This window comes from Pseudoduganella sp. RAF53_2, from assembly GCF_052113985.1.
Classification (GTDB): Bacteria; Pseudomonadota; Gammaproteobacteria; order Burkholderiales; family Burkholderiaceae_D; genus Rugamonas.
The window spans coordinates 1-4,973 of the sequence record NZ_JBFRDW010000460.1 but is presented as its reverse complement, the minus strand read 5'-3'; the positions used below and the strand labels follow the sequence as shown (position 1 = coordinate 4,973).

Here is a 4,973-nt window from a genome sequence, read left to right as displayed (position 1 = left end):
TTTAAGATGTATAATGGATGCTACATTAGAGCTTAGCTTAAAGCAATATTTGAAATGAATCTTTTTATGGATTTGCCATGAGACTGACCTCGTTTACCGACTACACCCTGCGTTCGCTGATGGTGCTCGGCATGAACCGCGACAAGCTGGTGACCATCCAGGACATCGCGGATTTGCACGGTATCTCGAAGAACCACCTGACCAAAGTGATCCACCAGCTGGGCGCCAGCGGCCTGGTGGAAACCGTGCGAGGCCGTAACGGTGGCCTGCGTTTGAACCGAGAGCCGGATGAAATCAATATCGGCGACGTGGTGCGCGACAGCGAGTCCGACTTCTTTATCGCCGAATGTTTTGGCGAAGAAGAGGGCAGCTGCGCCTATCTGCGTAACTGCGCGCTGAAGAAAAAACTGGGCGCGGCCACTGAAGCTTTCCTCGACGTCCTCGATGGCGTGACGCTGGCCGACATCCTGCCGCAGCCGCAACAAGCCGAAAAACCAATCCAGCTGCACCTGAAAAAGCCGCGCTGATTGTAAAGATGCAAATTCAACGCATGTTTATTGACAGCGTTGCGGATAAATATGTATTATGGATGCATATTTACACGCAAAGGAGTACCAAACATGCTGTCCACCGAACACCGCGCCATCGTTACTGCCACCGTCCCCATTCTTGAGCAGGGCGGCGAAGCGCTGACCCGCCACTTCTACCAGAACCTGTTCCGCGACTACCCGGAAGTCCGTCCCTATTTCAACCAGGCGCACCAGCACAGCGGCGACCAGCAGCGCGCCCTGGCAAACGGCATCCTGATGTACGCGAAAAACATCGAGCGCCTGGAGGCACTGGGTCCGCTGGTCAACACCATCGTTGCCAAACACGTAGCATTGCAAATCCAGCCGGGGGACTACGACAAGGTCGGCGCCGCCTTGCTGCAGGCGATCCGCGAAGTGCTGGGCGCGGAGATTGCAACCGACGCGGTGATTGAAGCCTGGGGCGCAGCTTACGGCCAGCTGGCCAAGATCCTGATCGGCATCGAAGGCAAGGCTTATGACGACAAGGCCGCCGCACCGGGCGGCTGGAGAGGCGCACGCCAGTTCATCATCGCCGAGCGCCGCCAGGAAAGCGCGGAAATCACCAGCTTCGTGTTCCGTCCTGCGGACGGCGGGCAGGTATTGGACTTTGAACCGGGCCAGTACATCGGCATCCGTTTCGTGATCGATGGCGTGGAGCAGCGCCGCAATTATTCGCTGTCCGCAGCACCGAACGGCAAGACCTACCGCRTCAGCGTGAAGCGGGAAGAGGGTGGCCTGGTGTCCAACCACCTGCACGGCAGCGTGAAAGAAGGCGACACGGTAGACCTGTTCCCGCCGTCGGGCGCCTTTACCCTGGCCGACAGCAGCAAACCTGTCGTGCTGATCTCCGGCGGCGTCGGCATCACGCCGACCCTGGCCATGCTGGACAGCGCCCTGAAGACTGGCCGCGAAATCCGCTTTATCCACGCAGCCCGCAACGGCGGTGTGCACGCCTTCCGCGACCACATCGACCAGCTGGCCGCCGCCAACCCGCAGCTGACCCGCCACTACATCTACGCGGAAGCCAGCGATGCACATCCAACGCCGGATGCGGTGGGCTTCCTGGACACCAGGCAGCTGGGCGCATGGCTGCCTGAATCGCGCGACGTGGACGCTTATTTCCTGGGACCAGTGCCATTCATGAAGGTAGTTAAGAATTCGCTGCGCGAGCTTGGCGTTCCTGAAGCACAGACGTATTATGAGTTCTTCGGCCCAGCCAAAGCCTTGAGCTAACCCCAAGGCCGCGCGGGCCCTCAACAGGAGGGAGCATGCACGCGCGGCTGAGACAATTTGTCAACGCAATGACCGCCCTGGTCGACACCGGGGCGGACGAAGCACGCATCATCCGCGAGGGCGGTGCGCTGCTGCGTGCACTGGTTGAGCAGGACAGCTGGCTGTCCGCCGACTGCGCCCAGCCCGATCCCCAGTATTACCGCCAATACCTTCTCTATCTCGATCCCGCCAAACGTTTTTCGGTGCTTAGCTTCGTCTGGGGGCCGGGCCAGAGCACGCCCGTGCACAACCACACGGTATGGGGCCTGATCGGCATGCTGCGCGGGGCGGAACTGGCGCAATCGTGGCGCCAGGGTGCGGAAGGGCGGCTGGAGCGCGTCGGTCCGCCGCAGCGCCTTGATGCAGGCATGATCACGGCGGTGTCGCCCACGCTGGGCGATATTCATCAAGTGGAAAATGCCTATGACGACCGGGTATCGATCGGCATCCACGTGTATGGCGCGGACATCGGCATGGTGGACCGCGAAGTATTTACGCCGGACGGCGAAGCCAGGCCATTCCGTTCCGGCTATGCGAACGCCTAGGGCGGATCATCGATCCGCCGTCAGACCAGCAGCGCGGCGCTCATCGACACCGCATCATCGGCCGCTTCGGCCAGCATCTGCTTCAGCTTATCCTGATCGATAAACAGATCGAGCACCGACTCTTCGTGCGGCGCCGTATCGCGCTCAGGATTGGCCAGCGGCGAAGCGACCGGCGCGAAATGATTCGCCAGCAGCAGGGTATCCAGCAGGGTTTCCGGCGGAATCTGGATGAAACCGCCGCGCAGGCCTTCAATGGCGGTGGCCACCGGCTCCGGGATGCCCAGCTTGTGCATTACCTCGCGGGTGATGATTTCCTCGCTGGCAGGCTGCCAGTTTTCCGGATCGGGTTCCAGCAGGCCCGGGAATTCATCGGCCCGCGACAGCAGATAGAAGCCGCCCACCTCGTGCACGATGGCCGCAAACAGGGCGGTATCCACGTTCACGCCCGTCACGTCGCGCGCAATGAGGCGCGACAGGCAGGCCACGTGGATGGTGTGCTCCCACAGCTGCTCCGCCTTGGCGCGCAGTTCAGGATCGACAATCTTGGAGCCGAAAGCACGCACCACCATGGCTGCCGCCAGCGCGAACAGATTGTGGTAGCCCACGCGCATGATCGCGGAGCGCACATTGGTCACGGTWGGGCCATCGGTGCGGTTGAACATGGCGGAATTGGACAGCGCCACGGTGCGCGCAGCCAGCTGAGGCTCGGCCAGCACCAGCTTGATCGCATCCTCCATTGGGCATTCCGGGTCGTCCAGCGCAAGCTGAACCCGCAGGGCGGCATTGACACTGGTAGGGAATACGAGGTCTCCCCGGATCGCCAGCGCGGCGATGTGGCCGAAGGCTTCAAGTTTGTTCATAGGGGAAAATTATACGGTCTGGCAGCGGGGATGCCAAATGGAGCGCGGCCGCGCCCCGGGCAGGGGTGCGGCCGCGTTGGAAAACTGTAGCGATTAAGCGCCGGCCAGTTGCGGCTGGCGTACACCGCGCATTTCGCCGGTGTAACGTGCAACGGACAAGTCGTCCACGCGGATGGCGGGGCGCTTGGCGGACATGATATCGGCCAGCATTTGCGCGGAACCGCAGCTCATGGTCCAGCCCAGGGTGCCGTGGCCGGTGTTCAGGAACAAGTTGCGCACGGCGGTGCGGCCCACGACCGGGGTGCTGTCCGGCGTCTTGGCGCGCAGGCCGGTCCAGAAAGTTGCCTTTGCGGTATCACCGGCGCCAGGGAACAGGTCGTTCACCACCAGCTCCAGGGTTTCGCGGCGGCGCGGATTCAGGTCATGGTTGTAGCCCGCCAGCTCAGCCATACCGCCGACGCGGATACGGTCGTCAAAGCGGGTCACGGCGATTTTGTAGGTTTCATCCAGGATGGTCGATTCCGGCGCACGCTGCTTGTCGGTGATCGGCACGGTGATCGAATAGCCCTTCATCGGGTACACCGGGATGTCCACGATGCCTTTCAGGAAAGGCGTGGAGTAGGAGCCCAGGGCAACCACGAAGGAGTCGCCTTCCACCAGCTCGGAACCGCACATCACGCCGCGCACTTCGCCGCCGGCCATGGCCAGGCTGCTGATGTTCACGTTGTAGCGGAATTTCACGCCCAGCGCTTCAGCCATGGCGTGCAGGCGGGTGGTGAACAGCTGGCAATCGCCGGTTTCATCGTTCGGCAGGCGCAGGCCGCCGGCCAGCTTGTGCTGGGACGCAGCCAGGCCCGGTTCCGCTTCCAGCAGCTCGCCGCCGGTCAGCAGTTCGTAAGGAACGCCGGTTTCCTTCAGCACTTCGATGTCCGCGGCCGCGTGGTCCAGCTGCTGCTGGGTGCGGAACAGCTGGATGGTGCCTTGCTGGCGGCCTTCGTATTCGATGCCGGTCGAGGCGCGCAGGGCCTTGAAGCAGTCGCGCGAGTATTCGGCCAGGCGCACCATGCGCTCTTTGTTGACCGCGTAGGATTCGGCATTGCAGTTGCGCAGCATGGCCCACATCCACTTCAGCTGGAACATGGTGCCGTCCGGCTTGATCGACAGGGGAGCGTGGCGCTGCAGCATCCACTTCATGGCCTTCAGCGGGATGCCTGGAGCCGCCCATGGGGTGGCGTAGCCTGGGGAAATTTGGCCGGCGTTGGCGAAGGAGGTTTCCTGGGCAGGTGCGGACTGGCGGTCCAGTACGGTCACATCGTGGCCAGCCTGGGCCAGATAATAGGCGGTGGTAACACCGATAACGCCACTACCGAGAACGACTACGCGCATGGACTTGCCTCCAGATTATTTGCTGCGGATTATTTTGCTATGATACGGACGTTATGCCAGTGTTTGTTACTGTATATTTCGTGGAATTCAGTAAAAAATCATGAGAACGCAAAAAGAATCGGTCCGGGGGCTGGACAAGATTGACAGGAAAATACTGCGCATCCTGCAGGATGATGGGCGCATCTCGATGAAGGATCTGAGCGAGCAGGTGGGCTTGTCGATCACCCCGGCCATCGAGCGGGTCAAGCGCATGGAGCGGGATGGGGTAATCACGGGCTACCACGCCCGGCTGAATCCCTCGGCGCTGGGGGCCTCGCTGCTGGTGTTCGTGGAGATCACGC

At 61.6% G+C, this 4,973-nt stretch carries 6 protein-coding genes; 4 read left to right on the top strand and 2 right to left on the bottom strand.

The window, feature by feature from the left end; genetic code table 11:
* The first annotated feature begins 77 nt into the window (after positions 1–77).
* The 3 genes from AB4Z11_RS22865 to AB4Z11_RS22855 all read left to right on the top strand — a co-directional run bounded on the left by AB4Z11_RS22865 (position 78) and on the right by AB4Z11_RS22855 (position 2,386).
* Complete coding sequence (locus tag AB4Z11_RS22865; RefSeq protein WP_442027878.1) at positions 78–527, top strand: RrF2 family transcriptional regulator; 450 nt, start codon at positions 78–80, stop codon at positions 525–527.
* 93 nt (positions 528–620) lie between these two features.
* Complete coding sequence (gene hmpA, locus AB4Z11_RS22860; protein WP_442027877.1) at positions 621–1,802, top strand: NO-inducible flavohemoprotein; 1,182 nt, start codon at positions 621–623, stop codon at positions 1,800–1,802.
* A 35-nt stretch (positions 1,803–1,837) separates the two neighbouring features.
* Positions 1,838–2,386: a cysteine dioxygenase gene (locus AB4Z11_RS22855; protein ID WP_442027876.1), complete on the top strand. Its 549-nt coding sequence runs from the start codon at positions 1,838–1,840 to the stop codon at positions 2,384–2,386.
* A 20-nt stretch (positions 2,387–2,406) separates the two neighbouring features.
* Here AB4Z11_RS22855 and AB4Z11_RS22850 read toward each other — a convergent pair whose 3' ends face one another.
* Positions 2,407–3,246, bottom strand: coding sequence for an HDOD domain-containing protein (locus AB4Z11_RS22850; RefSeq protein WP_442027875.1), 840 nt, complete (start codon positions 3,244–3,246; stop codon positions 2,407–2,409).
* A 93-nt stretch (positions 3,247–3,339) separates the two neighbouring features.
* Positions 3,340–4,632, bottom strand: a complete 1,293-nt coding sequence (locus tag AB4Z11_RS22845) for a D-amino acid dehydrogenase (protein ID WP_442027874.1) — start codon at positions 4,630–4,632, stop codon at positions 3,340–3,342.
* Positions 4,633–4,732: 100 nt separating this feature from the next.
* Between AB4Z11_RS22845 and AB4Z11_RS22840 the strand changes: the two genes are divergently transcribed.
* On the top strand, positions 4,733–4,973 hold a 241-nt coding region (locus AB4Z11_RS22840), incomplete at its 3' end, for a winged helix-turn-helix transcriptional regulator (protein ID WP_442027873.1).